Origin of the sequence: Rothia sp. 27098_8_29, assembly GCF_041432785.1 — a bacterium.
Taxonomy (GTDB): Bacteria; Actinomycetota; Actinomycetes; order Actinomycetales; family Micrococcaceae; genus Rothia; species Rothia mucilaginosa.
The window spans coordinates 1017588-1039570 of record NZ_JAPWAI010000001.1 but is presented as its reverse complement, the minus strand read 5'-3'; the positions used below and the strand labels follow the sequence as shown (position 1 = coordinate 1039570).

Annotated in this window: 19 protein-coding genes, 2 tRNA genes and 1 other RNA gene; 16 read left to right on the top strand and 6 right to left on the bottom strand. The window is 61.0% G+C overall.

Going from position 1 to position 21983, the window contains the following annotated elements:
- Positions 1-341: 341 nt before the first annotated feature.
- Entirely contained in the window at positions 342-1412 is a 1071-nt protein-coding gene (locus O3649_RS04055; RefSeq protein ID WP_070629593.1) for an S-layer homology domain-containing protein, read from the bottom strand.
- Between the two features lie 364 nt (positions 1413-1776).
- Positions 1777-2568 carry a YaaA family protein gene (locus O3649_RS04050; protein ID WP_070629596.1) on the bottom strand — a complete coding sequence of 264 codons (792 nt, stop codon included), beginning with the start codon at positions 2566-2568 and terminating at the stop codon, positions 1777-1779.
- Positions 2569-2729: 161 nt separating this feature from the next.
- Here O3649_RS04050 and rnpB point away from each other — a divergent pair.
- Positions 2730-3135: RNase P RNA component class A (rnpB, locus tag O3649_RS04045), an RNA gene on the top strand.
- Between the two features lie 131 nt (positions 3136-3266).
- On the opposite strand, the gene def is transcribed toward rnpB, so the two are convergent.
- The 3 genes from def to orn form a co-directional block, all read right to left on the bottom strand.
- On the bottom strand, positions 3267-3839 hold the full coding sequence (gene def, locus O3649_RS04040; RefSeq protein ID WP_044141710.1) for a peptide deformylase: 573 nt from the start codon (positions 3837-3839) through the stop codon (positions 3267-3269).
- 131 nt (positions 3840-3970) lie between these two features.
- Positions 3971-4043: transfer RNA gene (locus tag O3649_RS04035), tRNA-His, on the bottom strand.
- 106 nt (positions 4044-4149) lie between these two features.
- Complete coding sequence (gene orn, locus O3649_RS04030) at positions 4150-4836, bottom strand: oligoribonuclease (protein WP_070629598.1); 687 nt, start codon at positions 4834-4836, stop codon at positions 4150-4152.
- 238 nt (positions 4837-5074) lie between these two features.
- Between orn and mptB the strand changes: the two genes are divergently transcribed.
- Together mptB and O3649_RS04020 are read left to right on the top strand one after the other, a co-directional pair.
- Positions 5075-6748, top strand: a complete 1674-nt coding sequence (gene mptB, locus O3649_RS04025; protein WP_371572880.1) for a polyprenol phosphomannose-dependent alpha 1,6 mannosyltransferase MptB — start codon at positions 5075-5077, stop codon at positions 6746-6748.
- 92 nt (positions 6749-6840) lie between these two features.
- Positions 6841-6916 (top strand) — tRNA-Arg (locus O3649_RS04020).
- Between the two features lie 95 nt (positions 6917-7011).
- On the opposite strand, the gene O3649_RS04015 is transcribed toward O3649_RS04020, so the two are convergent.
- Positions 7012-7908, bottom strand: a complete 897-nt coding sequence (locus O3649_RS04015; RefSeq protein WP_371572878.1) for an HNH endonuclease family protein — start codon at positions 7906-7908, stop codon at positions 7012-7014.
- 346 nt (positions 7909-8254) lie between these two features.
- Between O3649_RS04015 and O3649_RS04010 the strand changes: the two genes are divergently transcribed.
- From O3649_RS04010 to fabF, 13 genes are all read left to right on the top strand, one after another.
- A complete protein-coding gene (locus tag O3649_RS04010) occupies positions 8255-8767 on the top strand; it encodes a single-stranded DNA-binding protein (protein WP_371572876.1) in 513 nt (170 codons plus the stop codon).
- Positions 8768-8984: 217 nt separating this feature from the next.
- Positions 8985-9332 carry a 50S ribosomal protein L19 gene (gene rplS / locus O3649_RS04005; protein ID WP_005507488.1) on the top strand — a complete coding sequence of 116 codons (348 nt, stop codon included), beginning with the start codon at positions 8985-8987 and terminating at the stop codon, positions 9330-9332.
- A gap of 209 nt (positions 9333-9541) precedes the next feature.
- Positions 9542-10711, top strand: a complete 1170-nt coding sequence (gene lepB / locus O3649_RS04000; RefSeq protein WP_141752105.1) for a signal peptidase I — start codon at positions 9542-9544, stop codon at positions 10709-10711.
- Positions 10712-10717: 6 nt separating this feature from the next.
- On the top strand, positions 10718-11548 hold the full coding sequence (locus O3649_RS03995) for a ribonuclease HII (protein ID WP_070629601.1): 831 nt from the start codon (positions 10718-10720) through the stop codon (positions 11546-11548).
- A 98-nt stretch (positions 11549-11646) separates the two neighbouring features.
- Positions 11647-11973: a DUF2469 domain-containing protein gene (locus tag O3649_RS03990; protein WP_005506259.1), complete on the top strand. Its 327-nt coding sequence runs from the start codon at positions 11647-11649 to the stop codon at positions 11971-11973.
- A 304-nt stretch (positions 11974-12277) separates the two neighbouring features.
- Entirely contained in the window at positions 12278-12733 is a 456-nt protein-coding gene (locus O3649_RS03985) for a YraN family protein (RefSeq protein WP_371572873.1), read from the top strand.
- Positions 12733-14271 carry a YifB family Mg chelatase-like AAA ATPase gene (locus O3649_RS03980; protein WP_371572871.1) on the top strand — a complete coding sequence of 513 codons (1539 nt, stop codon included), beginning with the start codon at positions 12733-12735 and terminating at the stop codon, positions 14269-14271. The genes O3649_RS03985 and O3649_RS03980 overlap by 1 nt, the downstream gene beginning before the upstream one ends.
- 163 nt (positions 14272-14434) lie before the next feature.
- Positions 14435-16183 carry a DNA-processing protein DprA gene (gene dprA, locus O3649_RS03975; RefSeq protein ID WP_294633253.1) on the top strand — a complete coding sequence of 583 codons (1749 nt, stop codon included), beginning with the start codon at positions 14435-14437 and terminating at the stop codon, positions 16181-16183.
- A 276-nt stretch (positions 16184-16459) separates the two neighbouring features.
- Positions 16460-17560: a tyrosine recombinase XerC gene (locus O3649_RS03970; protein WP_070688152.1), complete on the top strand. Its 1101-nt coding sequence runs from the start codon at positions 16460-16462 to the stop codon at positions 17558-17560.
- A gap of 339 nt (positions 17561-17899) precedes the next feature.
- Entirely contained in the window at positions 17900-18799 is a 900-nt protein-coding gene (locus O3649_RS03965) for an ACP S-malonyltransferase (RefSeq protein WP_005507477.1), read from the top strand.
- A 116-nt stretch (positions 18800-18915) separates the two neighbouring features.
- On the top strand, positions 18916-19941 hold the full coding sequence (locus O3649_RS03960) for a beta-ketoacyl-ACP synthase III (RefSeq protein WP_070688151.1): 1026 nt from the start codon (positions 18916-18918) through the stop codon (positions 19939-19941).
- 202 nt (positions 19942-20143) lie between these two features.
- On the top strand, positions 20144-20386 hold the full coding sequence (locus O3649_RS03955; protein WP_005507475.1) for an acyl carrier protein: 243 nt from the start codon (positions 20144-20146) through the stop codon (positions 20384-20386).
- Positions 20387-20605: 219 nt separating this feature from the next.
- Positions 20606-21877, top strand: a complete 1272-nt coding sequence (gene fabF / locus O3649_RS03950; RefSeq protein ID WP_070506485.1) for a beta-ketoacyl-ACP synthase II — start codon at positions 20606-20608, stop codon at positions 21875-21877.
- Positions 21878-21983 lie beyond the last annotated feature (106 nt).

The window sequence follows — 21983 nt, the reverse complement described above, 5'->3', positions numbered from 1 at the left end:
CTCAGCCTACCAACCCGCGTCTTAAACATTCAATGAAAACACGAGAAAAACATGCCGATGAGAGTTATAAGACAAAAAATTCAAAAATTACGCCCATGTTTTATACAAAGCCCAAACCCCAAAAAGACCACACAATGGAGAGACAAAAATGGAAGCATCACCAGCGCTAAAAACGGCACCCAGCAGCGCCAGTACCAGAAAACGGGCACACAAAAAGGGGCGGCGAGAGAAAAACTCTCACCGCCCCTTCTATAGCCACTATCTTCAGATACTGTTCTCAGAGACTAACCCAAGCTAAAACGTGTAGGGTCAACCGCCTGGTTCACGGCACCTGCCGAATCCTAATCATCGATATAGGGGCTGTTGGGGATGGCGTCAAGCATGTCGAGCATTGACAGGACACGAGCCAGCTCCTCGCGGGTAGCAGTCTTGGTCGGACGGAAATCCTTGCTCTTATAGTGATAGCTCGTATCGATATTCACCGACGAGTGCAGCCACACCGACTCGGTGTAGAACGGGGCACCCGGCTTCATATCCTGCGGGGTAGTGGGACGGAACCAATAAGAACGACGACCGGGGGTAAGCATAAAGTAACGGTAGAAGAACGCAGCCATCGTAGCGCGGCTAGCCACCGCCTCCGGGTGCATCTTACCGTCAGACCAGCCGGAAGTCAGACCGTTCTGATACGCCCAAATATACGCCGGGTAACGCTCATCCTTCGGGGACAAATCCGGGAAAGGAGAACGCGCAGGAAGCTTCACCTTCGGCGAGCGGGCGCCTCGGTAGATTGCATCCATCAGGTCGCCGCGGGTCACCGCACGCTTAGGGTAGAAGCAACGTTCCTTATCGAGCAGCAGAACCTTTACCTTACATGACCTGTAGATATCGGGAGCGTACTCGCCATCCATATCAATATCCACAATGAACGGTGCCCACGCGAACTCCGTGTCAATCTTGGGGCGAACTTCAAGAGTGCGCAGAATGGTGTACTGCTCACGGCGCGGACGAAGAGACAGGCGAACACCATAGTCTGCATTCGGGCCACCGGTGATCTCAGGATCAATGACGTGATGCCTAATGTAGACATCATTCTCGATGCGCTTCTTCGGCTCAAGAGAGAAGAAATAGAACTGGGTGAAGCCCTTCTTCTTGGTGTAGTAGCCGACCTCAATGTACGGGGTGTACAGGCCGCTATCAATCACGGCCTGCAGGCCGGTAATCTCGTAGCTGAGGTTGAAGCCGCTAATATCAAACGACGCCTCGGTAATCTTGAACGTCAGCGGGGTGGTCTTAACGTCCAAGGTGGCAGCCTGAGCGCCCTGCTCACCGGCGTGGTGTGCGCCCAACGCGCCGGCGACTGTTAGTGCTGCCGCACCCTTAATGAGGGCGCGACGAGAGGAAAAATTAGACATATCGTTGTCCCATCGATGTGTTTCTGAGTGGTTACTTCTACGCTAGCAAACCAATAACCGTTGGGTAAGCCTCTAGTCGTTTGCTGTACGTACGTGGCGTGACGTGTTTCCATGTGTGTTGAGTTGAAAATGTGAATGTTAGTGAGTGAAATACCCGCCACCAATGGCGAGACGTTTAACACTATAAACATTTTTACTCGCAAAAAGAAGGCGGATAGCTAGACACTAACCGCCTTCTCTGCTCATCAAAAGCTACCCCTAAAATGTGGGGAAATGTGGTTTTACAAGGGGTAATACAGATTTAAGCCACTAGAAAAAATAGTTAAAAAATTTTCAATATGATGCAAAAAAATAGTTGGGCAACCTACTGCTCATGCACCAGCAGCGTCAAAACACCCGCCTTACGCGCCGTCGGCAGGGTGCACTCCACCGACCAGTCCTCGCTGACCGCCTCCAAAAATTCGGCAATACCCGCCGTGGAACCATCAATAGGACGAGCTGCCAAACCCGACTGAATCAGGTAGCGTGCAAACAGGCCGCGGTAATGCTTCGCCATGTGTGAGACGACCTTACGCGACCCATCAGCCGCCACACGCTCCACACGAACCGCCAGAGTCTGCGACGGGGGAGTCACCCACGACTTCGCGTAGGCTGCAGAACGGCAATCCAGAATCAGCTGGTCCCTCGCAGTCGCTTCCAGTGCGGTACCCAACGCACCTTTCCAGAAGGAGGCGAGCGCACCCACCGACCCCAGCTTCACGCCCATCGACAGGCGGTAGGCGGGGATCGCGTCCTCGGGGCGCAGAATACCCCACAGCGCCGAAGAAATCAGCAGCGACCAGTGCGCGGCATCGCGTTCGGCGGGGGAGAAGCTCGCATAATCCAGTGCCTCAAAGAGCACACCCGTGTAGGTGCGGATCGCGGGCTGTGCCGGTTCGGTGAGCAGGCGCGTATTGCGTTCCACCTCTGCTTCGAGGGAAGCACCCACCTTGAGCTCCGCCAGAGCATCGGGGCCCGAACTGACTGCGGTCAGCTCCTCCAGGACGCTCTCACGCTCGGCAGTGAGCTCGGGGAACGAGAGGTCAGCGAAGCATACGGGCGCGTTGCCTGCGGGGGCGGGAGTTTTACCTTCGGATGGGGGAAGAAGAATCAGCATCTCTCCAGTGTACCCGCGAGACGCAGTGTAGCTACGAGGCGCAGTGTAGTTGCGAGGTTCCTGCATATGCCCGCGAGGTCGCTAGTGTACCCATGTGTACCCGCGAGGGAACCCGGGAAATAACTACCTCCAAGGGTGTGCGTATAATGGGTTGGGTGAAACGGGCCGTCCGGGCAATCGCGAGGCACACGTGCTTCGAGGAAAGTCCGGGCTCCACAGCACAGGATGGTGGATAACATCCACTCGGGGTAACCCGCAGGCCAGTGCCACAGAAAGTAAACCGCCGCGGTTCGCCGCGGTAAGGGTGAAAGGGTGGTGTAAGAGACCACCAGCGGGCGCGGTGACGTGCCCGGCTAGGTAAACCCCATTCGGAGCAAGGTCAAACAGAATACGCCATGGTAGGGTAGTGCGCCCGATCCCCGTCAGCTTCCTTTACGGAGGTGGGGTGCGTATTCGGGTAGGCTGCTTGAGACGTGCGGCAACGTACGTTCTAGATAGATGATTGCCTCAAAACGCCCCTTCGGGCGGCGTTTTAGACAGAACCCGGCTCATAGGATGACCCGTTTCACGCTACCGTTGACTGATGGAAAATATCATCGGCCGACGGAAAACGAAGACCGCGAATGCGCTTTTAGAGTGCATTCGCGGTCTTCGTTTTAAGTTCTCGAAAGGTCTCTGACCTTCAGAAGAGCTCGTGATTAGTGGCCGAACGGATCCGGATCCACGCCGGGCATCCACGAGTTACCGTCGACGGTCCAGCCTTCCTTCTTCACGACCTTCTTCATCTTGCCGGTCCACTTCTTGTTCAGACGGTTCACGTACAGCTTGCCGTCCAGGTGGTCGGTTTCGTGCTGCATGCAGCGTGCGAACCAGCCGGTCGCCTCAAAGTGGACGGGGTTGCCGTGCTCGTCAAGACCATTCACGGTCACCCACTCGGCGCGCTTGAGGGGGAAGCCGTAACCGGGGAAGGACAGGCAGCCCTCTTCCTCCTCGTACGGGTCCGGGTCAGCGGTAGAAATCTTGCCCAGGGTCAGTACCGGGTTGATGATGCAGCCGCGCGGGGGAACGCCGTCCTCATTTTCCATCTTGTAGGTGAAGATGCGCAGGCCCACACCAATCTGCGGTGCCGCCAGGCCCACACCGTTGGATGCGTCCATGGTCTCGTACATGTCAGCCACGAGCTCCTTGAGCTCATCATTAAACTCGGTGACGGGTGCCGCGGGGCGGTGCAGAACGGGGTTGCCGTGAATAACGATGGGGCGAATAGCCACGGAATCATCCTTTGCTTGTGTTGAACGGGAACTGTTGAGTGGGAACTGCCGGGTACACCGTGTGTGGGTGAACCGGATTGAGGGTAAGCGAAAGGGTCGTTACGGATAACCATAACGACCCTTTCCATCGGGGTGATCGACGGGGGTTGAACCCGCGACCTCCTGGACCACAACCAGGCGCTCTGCCAACTGAGCTACGACCACCATGTGCTTCGCTTGGTTTCCCTTGCGATATGCAACGGATACTACTGTACAGGAGATTCAGGAACCTGCCAAGTTGAAAAGCCGTGATGCTCGTTACATGTCGTGCTTACGCCTCGGATGCCTCAGCCGCCTCAGAAGTGGATGCCTCAGCCTCGCGCTCAGCAGCCTCGCGTGCGGCACGCTCAGCCTCCACCTCACGCGCAATCTGCGCCGACGCAATCGCATCCGGGCCCTGCTGCACAAAAATAGCGCGACGGTAATACTTCAACTCATCAATCGAGTCCTTGATATCACCCAGTGCGCGGTGGTTACCGGTCTTCGCCGGGGCGCTGTGACGAGCCGCCGGGTACCAGCGCGACGCCAGTTCCTTAATGGTGGACACGTCAATCACGCGGTAGTGAAGGTGCGCCATGACCTCGGGCATGTAGCGCTCCAAGAAACGCTTATCCATGCCCACCGAGTTGCCGCCCAGCTGCGCCTTGCCCGCCACCGGAACATACTTCTTGATGTAACGAAGCACCTGCTCCTGCGCGTAATCCATCGACACACCGTGCTCAATATCGGGTAGCAGACCCGACGCCTCATGCATCGACCGCACAAAGTCATTCATGTTCTCCAGCGCACCGGCAGGAGACTCATCACCGGGCTTGATGACGAACTCAACGCCAGAACCCAGAATGTTCAAATCGGCATCCGTGACCAGAACGCCCACCTCGACGAGAGCGTCATTCTCCACGTCCAGGCCGGTCATCTCGCAGTCAATCCATACAATACGTTCACTAGAAATACTCACCCTCCCACTCTACCCCCAAATGCCGCCGGCCCGGCGGGCAGCACGTCACAAAAGGGCACAAGATGGTGCAAGACGGCACAGGCGGATGGGCAAACGGCGGCAATGGGGGAGAACTGCACCCCTCTGCGGGCCCTTGAGGAACGTCCACAAGTGCCTTCGCAACAGTGATTCTCGCAAGTGCATCCAAGGGCTCCGGTATGATAAAAACCAGAACGACGATGCAGACAGAAAGGGAGTTATGCGCGCACCAAAGGAGCTAGCACACCGGCTCACCACCCCCGGCGCACACGACGCACCTCTCTCACCCAAACTCTTGGACTACGTCAATAACCACCGTCTGCGCACGGTGATTATCGGCACCATCGGCTCCATCATGGTCACCCTCGGCTCCTACGCCGTCGGCTGGCTCGCCGACAGCTCCAACTTCTGGCGCTACGACATTATTCGAGCCATCCGATTCGAAGCCGCATGGGTCATCACCGGCATTATCATGCTCGCCCTCGGCGCTATGATTATGTGCCGTGAATGGCTGCGAATCTACCAGAAAATGGGCGACTGGAACGAACCCAACGCCATGCGATGGATGATTGCCGTCACCGCCAGTTGGTCCCTGCCGCAGATCTTCGCGTTCACCATCTACAGCCGCGACATGTTCTCCTACTACGGTCAGGGCATGGTCATGGCGCACGGCCTCAACCCGTACAAGCATGGCGTTTCCGAAATCTCGAACTTCATGCAGAACGGTGCGGACCCCATGTGGGCGGAATCCCCGCCCCCGTACGGACCGGTCTCCCTCAAATTTGAAGAGTGGATTGTGCGCCTGGCGGGGGAGAATATCGACCTCTCCCTCTTCTACTTCCGCCTACTCTCCGTGCTCGCGGTCATCGGCATCCTCTTCTACGTGGCAAAACTCGCCCAGGCGCACGGCTTCAACCAGGTCCGCGCTCTCTGGCAGATTGGCCCGAACCCGCTGTTCATCGCATCGTTCATTGCCAGCGGCCACAACGACTCGCTCATGACTATGTTCATGCTCGGAGGCCTCTACTACGCCAAGCGCTACCGCGACACCTGGTGGGGCGGCCCGCTCGGCGTGACCTTCGTAGCCCTCGGCGTTGCCGTCAAGCCGCTCGCCCTCGTGGTACTGCCCTTCGTGGGTCTGCTCTGGGCTGGTAAGAACGCCTCCTGGCCGCGCAAGTTCATCTTCTGGGTATTCTCCGGCGTGCTGCTGCTCGCCGAAATGGCGCTCATGGGCTGGGTGACCGGACTGGAATTCGGTTGGATTAAGGCACTGTCCACCACCGGCGGCCAGTACATCTGGTACACCCCCTTCGGCCTGGTCATCGGCGCCGCATCCCTGTTCATTCAGGGAGACGCCTTCGAGGTCATCCGCAAGCTCATCGAGACCGTCGGCAAGGGCATCGGCATGCTCGGCGCGGTAGCCATGGCATTCGTTGGACGCGACCGCAACATCGTGCGCCACGCCGGCCTCGCGATCCTGTTCATGCTCCTGTGCAGCCCCATGATTCAGCCCTGGTACCTGCTCTGGGCAATCCCGATGCTCGCCGCAACCGGCCTGCGCTCGCACTTCCAGCTCATGTGGTACTTCATCACCACGCTGTTCTTCATGGCGTATGGTGTGAGCGACCAGCTGAACGTCTCGCCCTACCTGCGCGATTTCAACCAGGACATGGGCCGACTCATCGCGACCGTCATCTGCCTGGGCTACATCATCTACCTGGTCGCCCTCGACTTGGCAACCCGCCGCCTGGTGTACGTGAGCCTGCACCCCACGCAGATTCGCCGCACCACTATCCGCCTGTGGTGGCAGCTGTTCCCCGGCGCATCAAGCCGCCGTGCACGCCGCCGCGAGGTGAAGAAGGCAGAACGGGAAGCCGCCAAGGTAGGCTCATAGCGCGTCAGCCGGATGCGCCGCCCAGCGGACCGGCCCCCGCGTGAGATGCGCGGTGCATGAGAAGCATAAATTCTCGTGTACCCTAGAGGAAGGCCTCAGTAGCTCAGAGGATAGAGCAGGAGCCTTCTAATCTCTTGGTCGGGGGTTCGATTCCCTCCTGGGGCGCCACATATAAAAACCGCCCCGCACCCTAAACTCAGGGTGCGGGGCGGTTTTCTTTATGCTTTTTGCGTGCGTGCCGGGAAGCTACTTCTTGGCCGGGGCTACTTCTTGGTCGGGTTGGTGTCCTTGCAGGAATTGAGGACGCGCTCCATAACCTTCTTCTCGTCCGCGGTCACCCACAGCTTGTACTTCGCCTTCACGTGCACCTGGCGTGCCACGTAGGTGCAGCGGTAGGCGGTGTTGCTCGGCAGCCAGTCGGCGGCGTCCGCATCGGACTTCTGCTGGTTCGCCGGGCCGTCTGCAGCGAGCAGGTTCTCCGGGTCGTTCGCCAGCTGGCGGCGCTGCTCTGCGGTCAAATCCTGCGCGCCGGTCTGCCATGCGTTCGACAGAGCCACCACATGGTCAATCTGCACAGCCGAGGAGGTCTTCTTGCCGCGCTTGAACTCGATGGTTTTGCCGGTGTACGGGTCGTTCAGAGTGCCGCTGATGACGGTGCATGCGTGGGTCCTGACCTTGAAACGAACATTGGTCAGGTCGCGGCGCAGAATGTCGTCACGAGTGTTGCACTTGTTGCCGTCAACGTCATCCCAGGCGGGACCGAACTGATCACGAGAGTAGCCGGCCTTCGACGCGCGTTCCTTCACCTGCAGGGATGCCAGCTCGCTCTTCGCGGTTGCCAGATCCGGTGCGAGCGCGGTCGCGGGATCAACCGCCTTGTACGGGTTCTTGACCTCGGCGAGGGTTTCAGTCTGAACGTTGGTCTCTTCATCATCGGTGGCGGAGGTCGTCTTATCCGAACCGAGCAGCCCGTCCACACCGTTCTTACTCACGTAAACCAGACCAATAATCAGTACGATCATGGCAAACACAGCGAGCAGACCGTAAATGAGGCGCTTCTTCTGCGGGTCCATCGAATCGGGCAGCTTGGGCAGGTTGCGCTGCAACTGCTGAAGTTCCTGCAGGGAGGGCAGGTTGTTGTTCGCGGGCTTTTTGCTCACGGGTTCTCCAAGGCGGGTAGACGGGATGCGGCTGAGTGCACCGCATCATCAAGGATAGAGTGCGCCGGATAGAAATAGTTAACTTGAGGGTAAAAATAGCCGCCCCGACGCTGAGATACCTATCACGATGCCGGATGGGGCGTAGTCGTCATATTTCTGAAGGGAATGCGTTGCCCGCGGGCGATTTTTGAAAAAACGGGGTGAAAAGTTCAAAAATCCTATCCACAGGCAGTGCTCAAAACCGCAAAACGCGCGGTTATCCACAGAACCGGTAACCGCCGGATGCAGGAGCGGGTCAGCCCTGGCAAGGTGAAGGAACCCACCCACTAGTTTCTAAGGAGAAACCATGAGCGACACCATCCTGATCCGCGGATTCACCGCCTCCGACCCGGCACTGAGCACCCTGCCCAACGGGGTGCCCGTCGTGAACTTTCGCCTCGCCAGCACCCCGCGTTGGCAGGACGCCACCGGCACCTGGAAAGAAGGCACCACCAACTGGTACACCGTGAAAGCCTACCGCCGCCTCGCCCAGAACATCGCCACCTCCATTGAGAAGGGGCAGCCGCTGGTCGTGAGTGGCCGCCAGCGCATTAGCCGCTGGAACCGCGAAGACGGCACGCAGGGCACTACCGTAGAGGTGGATGCCCTCGGCATCGGTCACGACCTGAACTACGGTACGAGCACCTTCGCCCGCACCGTGGAGAAGCGCACGGTCAACGAAGGCTCCCTGCAGGGCGCACCTCAGCAGGGCGCACCTCAGCAGAACCCGGAGGTGCCGGGCATGACCACTCAGGGTTCTCCTGTGCAGAACGGGGGAGCACAGGGTGGCGTATCCCAGAGTGACGAACCCCCCTTCTAAAAGTGCTCCCCGGATGCTTGCATAAACGCGGGCGCATTGGGATAATGGAGCATTGTGTTGACATCGGGCACGCCCCTGCCGCAGGGGGAAGAGCGACCAACGATGTCAACCTTCGGGCACCAATCCTGTCCGAAGCATCAAGTTTTCTGTCCCGCAGTGGGGCAGAGCAATCTGAGTCTATTTGACCTGCGGCAGATGACTCTGGAGATCTACAACTATGCAGACTCTTGACTTCCTCGACAAGAAGTCCCTCCGTGACGACGTCCCCGCATTCGGCCCCGGTGACACCCTGAACGTTCACGTTAAGATCGTTGAAGGTAAGAACCACCGTATCCAGGTCTTCAAGGGCTTCGTCGTTGGCCGCCAGGGTGCAGGCGTTCGCGAGACCTTCACCGTCCGCAAGGTTTCCTTCGGCGTTGGTGTTGAGCGTACCTTCCCCGTTCACTCTCCCTCCATCGAGAAGATCGAGGTTGTGACCCGCGGTGACGTCCGTCGTGCAAAGCTGTACTACATGCGCGACCGCCACGGTAAGGCTGCTCGTATCCGCGAGAAGCGCGAGTTCTAATCTTTATAGATACAGAATTCTGTTGCAAACCGCTCCCCAACCGCATTCCGCGGGAGAGGAGCGGTTTTTGCATATTCTGAGACCCCGCTTTCTGAGAACCTTGCCGCTCTCAGAAAATAAAAGCCCAAGAGCGCAAACACTCTCGATACAATAGCTAGGTACCGTTTCACTCGAGCTAGGTATCTCTCAAACGAAAGGCTCACTCCAGCATGGCAGACGACAAGAACACTGCGAACACCAGCCCCTTCCCTGAGGGATACCAGCCTCAAAGCCGCCGCGAGCGCCGCGAAATGGAAGAATACTTCGCGCGCCTCGCCGCCGACAAGGCTGCTGCAGAAAAGAGCGCCGCAGAGAATGATGGTGCTGAAAAGGTTGCAACCGAGAAGGCTACCCCCTGGGTGGCATCCGCGAGCGCTGCTGAGGTGACCGAAAGCGACACCAAGGGTGCATCTGAGCGTGATCACGAGGTGGTAGCTAGCGCCGAGGCGAGCGCCGTCTCCGCAGATGCCGCCGTCGCGACTTCTTCCGCCGCAAAGAACACTAAGCGCGAAGAAACCGCAAACGAGGAGACTATCGCAGATGAGGAGAGTGCCGCAGACGTGGAAACCACCAAGGACTTCTCCGAAATGACCCCCAAGGAACGCCGCAAGGCAAAGCGCGCCGAACAGGCAGAGCTGACCTACTCCCAGGCGCAGGAAGAAGGCCGCCTCGGCGAATGGCTCTGGGTGCAGGCACGCGAAGGCGGCACCGTCATCCTGTACGCGCTGGTCATCGCATTCCTGGTCAAGACCTTCCTGCTGCGCGGCTTCTACATTCCTTCCGGCTCCATGGAGCAGACCCTGCAGGTCAACGACCGCGTGTTCATTAACGTGGCGGGCTCCTACTTTAGCGAGCCTAAGCGCGGCGATGTCATCGTCTTCAAGGACTCTCAGGGCTGGATTCCCTCCACCCAGAAGACCAGCAGTCCGCTCAAGGACGCCCTGTCCTTCGCGGGTATTCTGCCGGATACTTCCTCGAACTTCCTGGTCAAGCGCGTTATCGGTACTCCCGGTGACGTGGTCGAGAGCGACGGCAACGGCAAAATCAAGGTCAACGGTGTAGAGATTACCGAACCGTACCTGTACCCGGGCAACCCGCCCTCCGAGCTGGCGTTTAAGGTGACCGTGCCCGCCGGCAAGTACTTCGTGATGGGTGACCACCGCAGCAACTCCGCCGACTCCCGCTACCACATTAGCGACGGCACCGCGTTCATCTCCAAGGATGACGTGCAGGGTAATGTGTTCGTGGTGGCGTGGCCGCTGAACCACTTCGGTCTGCTGCAGGATCAGAGCTCGGTGTTCTCCTCGATTCCCGCACCGACCTCCACCCCGAGCGAATAAGCGAGCGTGGCAATGAAGGTGAGTGCCCAGAAGAGCGCAGCGAAACCCACTCAAGCTAAGCCCGCGAAGACAACCCCGCCCGCCGCCGACCTCGAGTACGAGCAACAGCTCTTCGCCTCCGGCGCCCGCACAGTTGCCGGAATCGACGAGGTAGGCCGCGGCTCCATGGCGGGCCCGGTCACCGTGGGCGTCGCAATCCTCACCCCGGACGCCACCCTCGAGGTGGGCGGGCTGATCGACTCCAAGGCGCTCTCACCGGCACGCCGCGAATCCATGGTTCCCGAAATCCGCCAGTGGTGCGCCGTGGCGGTCGGGCACGTGGAACCGGCAGATATTGACCGGCTCGGCATGACCCTCTCGCTGAGGCTTGCCGCCCAGCGTGCGCTCGCCGAGCTGGCGCGCCGCGGATACCGTGCCGACGCCGCCCTGCTGGACGGTAAGCACGACTGGTTCACCCCTCCGCAGGAGGACCTGTTCAGTGCGCTGGCACCGGACCCGGCGCAGGCACACTACAACGAACTGCTCGCCCAAGCGTGGGAAGGCGCAGGCGGTGCAGATGAGCCCGCGCAGATGCCGGTGACCATGGTCATTAAGGGTGACTACAAGTGTGCCTCCATCGCCGCCGCATCGGTGGTTGCGAAGGTGGAACGTGACGAGCTGATGGTTCAGCTGGATACCCGCTACCCGGGGTACGGCTGGGCAAAGAACAAGGGCTACGGATCTGCCGCTCACCGCGAGGCGATTAGCGTGCAGGGCCCCAGCCCGCAGCATCGACTGTCATGGTCGCTTCCGGCGACCGCCGAGCAGATTGAGGCCGCTGCGGCACAGCGCGGCTAGGGCGTGTGGTATTCCTGAAAACCGCGCCTCGGAAGGCCGCGAAAGCCTAACGTGCCACCGCTGAATCAGTACTACAAAAGTCCAGGAAAGGAAGAGTAGTGAGCGCAGAAGACCTCGAAAACTACGAGACCGACGCCCAAATGGCACTCTACCGCGAATACAAAGACGTCATGTCGCTCTTTAGCTACGCGGTAGAAACCGACCGACGCTTCTACCTGGCGAACCAGGTGGACGTCACCCCGCACGTGCAGGACGGCACCCTCTACTTTGAGGTGAGCATGAGCGACGTGTGGGTGTGGGATGTATTCCGCTCCAACCGCTTTGTGAAGAAGGTGCACGCCTACTCGGTGCGTGATGTGAACGTGGAGGAGCGTCTGCCCAACCAGGAGTTCACCGTGCCGGAAATGCCGGACTTTAACGCCTAGCTCACGCCTGATTTACCGCCTTGCCGGGGATAAGCGCGCGTTGCCGAGCTGTCGGGCGGCAGAGCTGGGTGTTGAAACCGCGTGATGAAGCTGCGTTATGAAACCGCGTAAATATGACGCGTCGAATCGGCACCCGAGCGGCGTTTTTGAAAAATACGCCCCAAAATTTCAAATAAACGGCTGTGGATAACCTCTAATTCCTTCTGGGAGCCGAGGTTATCCACAGTTTTTTGTTAACCGCCTTCGAGCACGCGCGCGGTGGGCACAGTAGAAGCACTACCGCTATCTACCGGGGGAGAGACCCATGACAACAGCCCGAATAACAGCCCGCGCCGCAACCCGAAGCGCACCCAACAGACCCCTGCTCGGCAGAACCATGCCCCGCGCCCACAGCGTCGGCAGGTGGGGCGAGGAGCTGACCGCCAGCATCCTGGAGGCGAACGGCTACCGCATCCTGGAGAGGAACTGGCGACCGCCCGCCGGACTGGAACACGAACAGATCCGCGGCGAGCTCGACCTGATTGCCATTGACCCCGAGGACGAACTGGTTTTCGTTGAGGTCAAGACCCGCAGCAGCGAAGACTTCGGGCACCCGTTTGCGTCCATTGACCGCGATAAGGCGCGCCGCACGCGCTCGCTGGCGATTCTCTGGTGCAGGATGCGCGAGAACCTGGATTTTCCGCGCTTTCGCATTGACGCTATTGCGGTGACCGGAACCTGCGAAACCTTCACCTTCGAGCATCTGAAGGCGGTGGCGTAATGGGATTCGCACGCACCTATTCCGTGGCGCTCGTTGGCCTGCGCGGACACATTGTTGACGTCGAGGCTGACATCTCGCAGGGCCTGCCCGGCTTCGTTCTGCTGGGTCTGCCCGATACCGCCCTCAACGAGTCTAAAGAGCGTGTGCGCTCCGCGGCGAAGAACACCGGCATCACCCTCACTCAGCATCGGCTCACCGTGAACCTGACCCCGGCGACCCTGCCCAAACGCGGCTCGGCGTTCGACCTTGCCATCGTGGTTGCGGCGTTGCAGGCGGAGAAGAAACTGCACCCCAGCGGCGATAGCGTCTTCCTGGGCGAGCTGGGTCTGGACGGAACGCTACGCCCCGTGCCGGGCATCCTGCCCGCGGTCAAAGCCGCCGTGGATGCCGGACACCACCGCGTGATTGTGCCAGCCGAAAATGCTGAGGAGGCGGCACTGATTCCCGGCGCGCAGGTGAGCGGTTTCCGCTGCCTGGCGGAGGTTTTTGCCGCACTCGGCGCTGAGAGCCAGAAGCTGACCTACCCGCCCGCCCCGCAGACGGAGGCGAGCGCACCGGTGGCGAAACCGGCTGAAATTCCCTCGGATATGAGCGATGTTGCCGGTCAGTCGCAGGGGCGTTTCGCCCTGGAAATTGCCGCTGCGGGTGGTCACCACGTGCTGCTGACAGGCCCGCCCGGTTCCGGTAAAACCATGCTGGCGGAGCGCCTGCCGAGCATCCTGCCGACCCTCGATAACGATGCCGCGATGGAGGTGACCGCGATCCGTTCCCTCTGCTCGGCGGGGGAGCACCTGAGCGAGTTGGTGCGTCAGCCGCCGTTTGAGGCGCCGCATCATAGCGCCTCCGCACCGGCGATTCTGGGCGGCGGCAGCGGCATTCCCCGCCCCGGCTGCGTGTCTAAAGCGCACCGCGGCGTGCTCTTTCTGGACGAGGCGCCGGAGTTCAAACGCACGGTACTTGACGCGCTCCGTCAGCCCCTGGAGTCGGGGACCGTGACCCTGGATCGTTCGAGCGCGTCGGCGACGTATCCGGCGCGTTTTCAGCTGATCCTGGCGGCGAACCCGTGCCCCTGCGGCATGAATGTGGGTACCGGCACGGAGTGCACGTGTGCTCCGCGTGAGCGTCGCGCCTATTTTGGGCGGCTGTCCGGCCCGCTGGTGGACCGCATTGACGTGAATGTGACGGTTCCGAAGGTGTCCTCCACGGAGCTTGCAGGCGGTCAGGTGAATGAGAGTTCGGCGCAGATTCGTGAGCGCGTCATGGCGGCGCGGCAGGCTCAGCGGGAGCGCCTGGAGCCGTACGGGTTGAAGACGAATGCGGAGATGAACGGCAAGATTCTGCGTGGCCCGCTGCGTTTGGATGCGAAGCTCACCGGCGAGCTGAACGCCGCCGTGGACCGCGGAACGCTGACGGCTCGCGGCTACGACCGGGTGCTGCGTATCGCCTGGACTCTCGCCGATTTGGAGGGTGCCGCCTACCCGAGCCGGGAGCACCTGGATGTGGCGCTTTTTCTGCGGCAGCAGGGGCAATTGAAATAATGTGCCAGCTGAAATAGGGGGCAGCGAACATAGCGTGCCGGTTTATAGAACGAATCACTCACGAGAGGAGAAGAACATCATGAGTGAGAAGAAGCTCAGAAAACGAGCTGATGAGGCCGAATTGAAAGACAATGGGCTGAGAGAAACAGCACCGGGAGAGCATGTGCCTGAAGAGTGCGTGGCGGAGGATTTTGTTCAGGAGGAACTGCAGATCCGCCTGCCAGGCCGCACCCTGGATGCGCACGCCCTGGTGCGTGAGAGGGTGGCGCATATTCTGTCGCTGGGGCAGGAACCCTCGCCGAGCCCGTATAACGCGGCGCGGTTGCCGGGTTTCCTCGCCTCCTGCCTGAACCCGGTGTACTTAGATGACCCTGTGTACTTGGAAGAGATGAACCTGCAGGACCTGAGCCAGGAGAAACAGCCAGGAGAGCAACAACCGGGGGAGTGGCTACAGAGCGAGGTGCCACAGGGTGTGCACCCCGAGGCTTCGGTGGGCACAGCCTCCAGCAGTTCTGACCTCGCGCCCCTGCTCAATTCAGTACCCCTTCTCAATCCTGCGCCCCTGTTCAACCCCGCCCTCAGCGCGCAGGAGCTTGAGGCGGCGTGCCGCGAGTACATCCGCTGCTGCACCGCCCAGCTGATGCGCTACGCCGAACCCGCCGATGAGCTCGTGGTCGAATCCCTCGCAACCCTGGGTGCGCCGCTGACCCTGCACTACCTGCTGACCGGGCACATCCCCGATGAGCACACCTGGGAGCACGGCGAACCTGATACGCAGCTCAGCGATTTTCTGCACTCGGTGGGCGCACCCGCCGAGGGAGAGTCCGCCCTGTTCTGTAGCGCGAATGGCTACTACACGCCGGGTGAGCATCAGATGAGCCGCGATAAGTTCGGCAAGGCGCTCGCGACCCGCCGTCTGCGTTGGAACCGCCGCATGGAACGCACCCTGAACGTGGAGGCGCACATGGCGGCAACCTGCGGGGCGTGGCTGGTCACTCCCGCCGATCCGCTGTGGCCGCCGCAGCTGAACGATTTGGGACCCGACCGACCGTACGGGCTGTGGTGTCGAGGCGATTCGCGGCACCTGCTGGATGTGGCGTCTGCCCCGAGCGTGGCGCTGGTCGGTTCGCGTGACCCGAGCATCTACGGTACGGAGGCGACGACCCACCTCGCCGCCGAGCTGGCGCGCCGCGGGTACACGGTGATTTCTGGCGGTGCGATGGGCATTGATATTGCGGCGCATCGGGCGGCGCTGACCCAGCAGGGTAGTGACCTGCCGACCATCGCCTTCATGGCGGGTGGGCTGGACCGGCTGTACCCGGCACAGAACTCGGATGCGCTGAACATGATTGTTGACCGCGGGCTCATCATGAGCGAGGTGAGTGTGGGCAATACCCCCACGCGTTGGCGTTTTCTGGAGCGTAACCGCCTGATTGCGGCGTTGGCGCGGCACACCATTGTGGTGGAGGCGCGTTGGCGTTCCGGTGCCCTGAACACGGCTCGTCACGCGATGGAGATTGGGCGTACCCTCTGGGCGGTTCCGGGGCAGATTAATTCGCCGAACTCGGTGGGCACGAACCGTCTGCTACGCGATGGACTAGCGCAAACACTCACCGAGGCCGCCGACATCCTCGAGTACGATGCCGCCGCCGGGTTCGAGCTGGGTACCGAGCACGAGAGTGAGTGGGATCAGGCTGCCTCCTCCAGCGCGCTGGATGAGCTGACCGAACGACAGGGCAGGGTCTGGGACGATTTGAGCCCGCGCTCCTACCGCGGCGTGGACGAGATTGCCGCAGCTCTCGGGTTGAGCGCTCGCGACGTGATGGCTGACCTGTTCCACCTGGGTCGTTGTGGTCTGGCGGAGAGTAGCGGAACAAGCTGGAGAAAGGTCCGCCCGGCTGTCGCTGCGTAGAAGAGCCCCCGCTGAACGCCCGTGCTGACCCCCGCTGAGCACCCCGGCTGAACGCCCGTAGTGAACATCCCGGCAGTAGCGGGTTACTGCGGTCGGTCATGACGGGCGGCACGTGGAGAGCGTGGAACCTCTCTACAATTGGGGTAGGCTTGCGCGTACTGGCGTGGAGCCTACCCCTGCCGCTGCGCTATCAGCAGATACGCCGGGGGCAGAAATACAACGTCGAGAAGCATCAACGCCGCCAGAGCAGAGCCAGGAACCAGAAAGGAGGGACGCATGACTCCCACCCGCCAGCCCGAAAACCGGGCTGAAAACCAGGCAGAAAACCGGAGTGAGAACCGGGAAGAGTACCGGGACGAGGCTCCCTCCACGACCCTGCCGGTGACCTACACCCGCACGCTTGCGCCGGAGCAAGTAGAGAGCTCTGCTCTGCCCGAATCGGCACTGGGCGTTTCCGGCGAGGTGTTCCGCCCCGTCCTGGACCGTTTTGAGCGTTTTCTGCGCTACGAGAAGCACCGTTCCGAAGAGACGATCCGCTCGTATATCTCCGATTTGGAGGGCTTCTTCGCCTACATGGCGCGCCGCGGCGTGCGCCATCTGGACAGCATTGATGCGTCCCTGATTCGTGAGTGGTTGGGTTCGTTGCATCTGCGGCAGGCGGCTCGTTCTACGGTGGCGCGCCGCGGTTCGACCCTGCGCACGTTCTTCACCTGGGCTCAGGAGGAGGAGCTGGTGCACGCCAACCCGACCCGCGGTATGCGCACCCCCAAGCGGGAGAATCACCTGCCGCCGGTGCTGAGCCGTGAGCAGATGAACCAGCTGCTGACTACTCTGCAGGAGCGTCGGGCGCAGGATCCTCGTGATGCGCGCCTGCTACGTCTGGAAGCTGTGGTTGAGGTTCTGTACGCCTCGGGCATGCGTATTTCTGAGCTGACCGGCCTGGATTTGCAGAGTGTGGACCGGGCGAATAAGACGGTACGCGTGCTGGGTAAGGGCAATAAGGAGCGCGTGGTGCCGCTGGGCACCCCGGCGCTTAAGGCGTTGAATCGTTGGGTGTCCTATGGTCGTCCGCAGTGGATTCCGGAGGGCGCGCAGGGTGTGACGGCGCTGTTTATTGGCCCTCGGGGTGGGCGTGCGAATGCCCGTCAGATTCGTGAGGACCTGACCCGCCTGTTGCGCACGGTGGAGAATACTCAGGCGTCGGGTGCGCACGTTTTGCGTCATTCGGCGGCGACTCACCTGGTGGATGGTGGCGCCGATATTCGTTCGGTGCAGGAGCTGTTGGGACATTCGTCGTTGGCGACCACGCAGATTTACACGCACGTGTCGATGAAGCGTCTGGCGGAGACGTACGCGCGGGCGCATCCGCGGGCATAGGGCGTTCGCGCCTCTAAAGGGGAGCGCACCGATATGGGGGAGTGTGCTGGGCTGTGTTGGACTGTGCTTTGAATAGTGCTCTAAATAGTGCGCTGAGCGCCGCCGTTTAATGTCTCTCTATTTGAACCTTGTGCGGCTGAACTGTACGAATGGGGGAAATCGTTCTAAGCTATACACTGTTCAATCTCTGTCTAAGCTCCCAGCGCAGCCCAAAGTTTCTGCACAGTGATGTTTATACAAAGCGGCTGAACAAGGTAGCATAGGTAACAGACTAACCGTGGTCTCCGTCTCTATAATGGCACCGCGTACGAGTACTAAAAACCAGAAAGGTCGCACCGCATGCGCGCACTCGTTTGCCCCGGACAGGGCTCCCAGAAGAAGGGCTTCCTGAGCCCCTGGCTCGAGATTGAAGGTGTGCGTGAGCACCTGGAACGACTCTCCGAAGCGGCAGGCATCGACCTGATTCACTACGGCACCGAAGCCGAAGAAGAAACCATCAAAGACACCGCAATCGCCCAGCCCCTCATCGTGGCTGCAGGCATCGTCACCGGTCGCCTCGCACTGCGCGAACTCGACGGTGAAGAGCTCATCTTCGCGGGTCACTCCGTCGGTGAAATCACCGCAGCAGCCCTCGCGGGCGTACTCAGTGACGAAGACGCAATGCGTTTCGTGCGCGTGCGCGCCAACGGCATGGCGGAGGCGGCAGCCGCCTCCCCGACCGGCATGGCTGCAGTACTCGGCGGCGTTGAAGAAAACGTCCGCGAAGCCATCGACGCAGCAGGCCTCGTCGCAGCAAACTCCAATGGCGGCGGCCAGATTGTAGCCGCAGGCCCCATCCCCGCCATCGAAGCATTCGCCGCGAACCCGCCCGCACGCGCTCGCGTCATCCCCTTGAAGGTTGCTGGCGCATTCCACACCGAGGCAATGGCACCCGCCGTGCCCGCCCTGGAAGAGTTCGCCGCATCCCTGCAGGTCTCCGACCCGACCTCCGCACTGCTGACCAACCGCGACGGTTCCGCCGTGGCATCCGGTGAAGAGTTCGTCAAGACCCTCGTCTCCCAGGTCACCAGCCCCGTCCGCTGGGACCTGTGCATGGCAACCCTGCTCGAGCGTGAGGTCGCCGGCATTATCGAGGTCGCCCCCGCAGGCACCCTGGTCGGCCTGGCAAAGCGCGCGATGCGCGGCGTGCCCGGCACCTCCATCAACACCCCCGAGGACCTCGCCTCGCTGAAGGGTTAAACGCCGGGGGAGAGCACCCCGCCCTCCCCGCACTGGGAACCCTTCACACTAGACATGCACTTTAGACCTGCAAGGCACACAGTGTCTTGCGAGCATCAGCACTAAGGATTGAATACGTGACTACCCTCAAGCAGTACGAAATCAACCGCTACTCCCGCATCCTCGGTTACGGCGCAGCCCGCGGCGAGGTCATCGTCCCCAACGACGACATCGTTGAGGCAATCGACTCCTCCGACGAGTGGATCAAGCAGCGCACCGGCATCGCAACCCGCCACCGCGCCAGCGAAAACCAGTCGGTAACCGACCTTGCCATCGGCGCCGCCAAGGACGCCCTCGAAGCGTCCGGTGTAACCGGTGAGGACATTGAGGCGGTCATCATCTCGACCATCTCGCACCCCTACGCAACCCCCTCCCTGGCAACCCTGGTCGCCGACGCAATCGGCTCCAAGTGCCCCGCATACGACATCTCCGCAGCGTGTGCAGGTTTCTGCTACGGCATCGCCCAGGCAGACGCCCTCGTCCGCGCGGGTACCGCAAAGCACGTGCTGGTCATCGGCGTTGAGAAGCTCTCCGACTTCATCGACAACACCGAACGCACCATCTCCTTCCTGCTCGGCGACGGCGCAGGCGCAGCAGTCGTAGGCGTCTCCGACGAACCCGGCATCGCCCCGACCGTATGGGGTTCGGACGGCTCCCGATGGGGCACCGTCGGCATGACCCACTCCCTGCTGGACATCCGCAACCGCGACTTCGCCGCAAACCCCGTCGAAGAAGGCGAAAAGATTTGGCCCACCCTGCGTCAGGACGGCCCCTCCGTCTTCCGCTGGGCAGTATGGGAAATGGCGAAGGTCGCCAAGCAGGCACTCGAAACCGCCGGCATCACCCCCGACGAGCTCGGCGCGCTCATCCCGCACCAGGCAAACGCCCGCATCATTGACCAGATGGTCAAGACCCTCAAGCTTCCCGACACGGTGGCAGTGGCACGCGACATCGTCGATGCCGGTAACACCTCCGCCGCATCGGTCCCGCTGGCCGCACACCGCCTGCTCAAGGAGAACCCGGAACTCTCCGGCAAGTTCGCCCTGCAGATCGGTTTCGGTGCCGGCCTGGCATTCGCAGCTCAGGTAGTCGTCCTTCCCTAAGGAAACCCCGGAGCCCGATGCTCCCCGCTCCTCACGACCGGTACAGCGCCGGTGTGCGAGAAAGAAAATAAAGCGGGAAAGCATCCCCACAAACTCCGAGTTGACGCATGCGTACACCACGCAGACACGATAAACTCGGTAATGCACGCGTACCCCCACCCGGCGGGTGCGATGACCATCGAAAAAACAAAGGAGCCCCTGAATGGCTAACAAGGAAGAGATCCTCGCAGGTCTGGCAGAAATCGTTAACGAAGAGACCGGCGTTGAGGTTGAGGACGTTCAGCTGGACAAGTCCTTCACCGAGGACCTGGACATCGACTCCATCTCGATGATGACCATCGTCGTGAACGCTGAGGAGAAGTTCGAGGTGACCATCCCGGACGAAGAGGTCAAGAACCTCAAGACCGTTGGCGACGCAGTCGAGTTCATCGCGAACGCTGCCTAAGCTATAACCAATAACGAGGCGGCGCGGGCTCTCACCGGCCCGCGCCGCGTCGCTATTCACTCAGCTTTCAATCCAACACACCCCCGGGAACACGCAGGGTGCGATGACTGCACTCTCCACGGCGTGAAAACGCCCACTGTAAACCCCGGGCCCTACAGGTTTTTATCCACACACCACCGGATAAACCACCAAATCGACCACCGAAGAGAAAGTGCCACAATGTCTCGAAAAGTGCTGGTGACCGGCCTCGGCGCGACCACCCCCATTGGCGGCGACGTCCCCACCACCTGGGAAAACGCAACCAAGGGCGTATCTGGTGTATCCACCCTCGACCACCCCTGGGTCAAGGAATACGACCTGCCCGTATACATTGCAGGCCAGCTCGCCGTGCCCGCCCTCGAATCCGGCCGCCTCACCAAGGTAGAAGCAAAGCGCCTGGATCCCTCGGGCCAGCTCGCCCTCATCGCCGCACGCGAAGCATGGGAAGACGCAGGATTCTCCGGCCCCGACGCCGACTCCGCAGAAGAAGTCGACCCCGAACGCACCGGCGTAGCCTTCGGCACCGGCATCGGTGGCGTGTGGACTCTCCTCGACGCATGGGACACCCTCCGCGAAAAGGGCCCCCGCCGCGTCCTCCCCATGACCGTTCCCATGCTCATGCCCAACGGTAACGCAGCAGCCGTCTCCATGAACCTCAAGGCACGCGCCGCAGCACAGACCGTCGTCTCCGCATGCGCATCCTCCACCGAAGCCATGCAGCTCGGTGCTGAAATGATCCGCAGCGGCAAGGCAGACGTCGTCATCGTCGGCGGTGCTGAAGCAGCAATCCACCCGCTTCCCATGGCAGCATTCGCCAAGATGCAGGCACTCTCCTCCCGCAACGACGAACCCGAAAAGGCATCCCGCCCCTACGACGTCGACCGCGACGGCTTCGTCATGGGTGAAGGCGCAGCAGCGCTCATCCTCGAATCCGAAGAGCACGCCAAGGCACGCGGCGCACGCGTCTACGCGGAACTGGCAGGCACCGGTGTATCCGCCGACTCCTACCACATCACCGCACCGGACCCCGCAGCACTCGGCGCAACCCGCGCACTGCGCGAAGCCCTCGAAGACGGCAACATCGACCCGAAGACCGTCGTGCACATTAACGCGCACGCCACCAGCACCCCCGCCGGTGACCTGCCCGAAGCAACCGCAATGCACGAAACCTTCGGTGAGCACACCAAGAACATTGCCGTCTCCGCAACCAAGTCCATGACCGGCCACCTGCTCGGCGGCGCGGGCGCACTCGAAGCCGTACTCACCGTACTGGCTCTGCACCACCGCACCGCACCCTGCACCATCAACCTGGACAACAAGGACCCCCAGATTGACCTGGATGTGGTGACCGAGGCACGCGAGCTGCCCGCCGGTGAGATTGTGGCACTGTCGAACTCCTTCGGTTTCGGCGGCCACAACGCGGTTGTAGCATTCCGCTCCGTAGAGGACTAAAAACTCTTCGACAGCCTTATAGGAAGGGCACGTCGGACAATGTTAGCGGGGGAGTGCCCCCTCTGCGGCGCTGGGGCGCCTTGAGGACGGAGCCCCCGCTACGCAT

Coding starts and splice junctions, on each gene's coding strand:
- O3649_RS04055 (WP_070629593.1), bottom strand. CDS start 1,412: ATGTCTAATTTTTCCTCTCGTCGCGCCCTCATTAAGGGTGCGGCAGCA.
- O3649_RS04050 (WP_070629596.1), bottom strand. CDS start 2,568: ATGCTGATTCTTCTTCCCCCATCCGAAGGTAAAACTCCCGCCCCCGCA.
- mptB (WP_371572880.1), top strand. CDS start 5,075: ATGCGCGCACCAAAGGAGCTAGCACACCGGCTCACCACCCCCGGCGCA.
- O3649_RS04010 (WP_371572876.1), top strand. CDS start 8,255: ATGAGCGACACCATCCTGATCCGCGGATTCACCGCCTCCGACCCGGCA.
- rplS (WP_005507488.1), top strand. CDS start 8,985: ATGCAGACTCTTGACTTCCTCGACAAGAAGTCCCTCCGTGACGACGTC.
- lepB (WP_141752105.1), top strand. CDS start 9,542: ATGGCAGACGACAAGAACACTGCGAACACCAGCCCCTTCCCTGAGGGA.
- O3649_RS03985 (WP_371572873.1), top strand. CDS start 12,278: ATGACAACAGCCCGAATAACAGCCCGCGCCGCAACCCGAAGCGCACCC.
- O3649_RS03980 (WP_371572871.1), top strand. CDS start 12,733: ATGGGATTCGCACGCACCTATTCCGTGGCGCTCGTTGGCCTGCGCGGA.
- O3649_RS03970 (WP_070688152.1), top strand. CDS start 16,460: ATGACTCCCACCCGCCAGCCCGAAAACCGGGCTGAAAACCAGGCAGAA.
- O3649_RS03965 (WP_005507477.1), top strand. CDS start 17,900: ATGCGCGCACTCGTTTGCCCCGGACAGGGCTCCCAGAAGAAGGGCTTC.
- O3649_RS03955 (WP_005507475.1), top strand. CDS start 20,144: ATGGCTAACAAGGAAGAGATCCTCGCAGGTCTGGCAGAAATCGTTAAC.
- fabF (WP_070506485.1), top strand. CDS start 20,606: ATGTCTCGAAAAGTGCTGGTGACCGGCCTCGGCGCGACCACCCCCATT.